The organism is Patiriisocius sp. 208BN25-11 (genome assembly GCF_058147145.1).
The window spans coordinates 1-212 of the sequence record NZ_JBYVJY010000197.1; the positions used below are offsets into that span (position 1 = coordinate 1).

Genomic DNA, 212 nt, shown 5'->3' on the forward strand with positions numbered 1-212 from the left:
ATTACTGGTGCTTCTACAACTACAGTAACTGTAGCAGTATCACAGTTCGTTGGATTTAATACCTCACAGATCTGGTACACCACATCATACGTCCCGGCTGGTGTATCCATAGGTACAGTTAACGTTCCATCAGGATTGATTGTAATTCCACTTCCATCATCATCCGTCACAGTTGCATTTACATCTGCTGGATCTATTGGATCTCCGTTCAA

General features: G+C 42.5%; 1 protein-coding gene. It reads right to left on the reverse strand.

Annotation, left to right across the window (positions count from 1 at the left end; all coding sequences use genetic code 11):
- A partial coding sequence (locus ACY2RS_RS16110) for a bacterial Ig-like domain-containing protein (protein WP_490099651.1) occupies window positions 1-212 on the reverse strand: 212 nt, incomplete at both ends.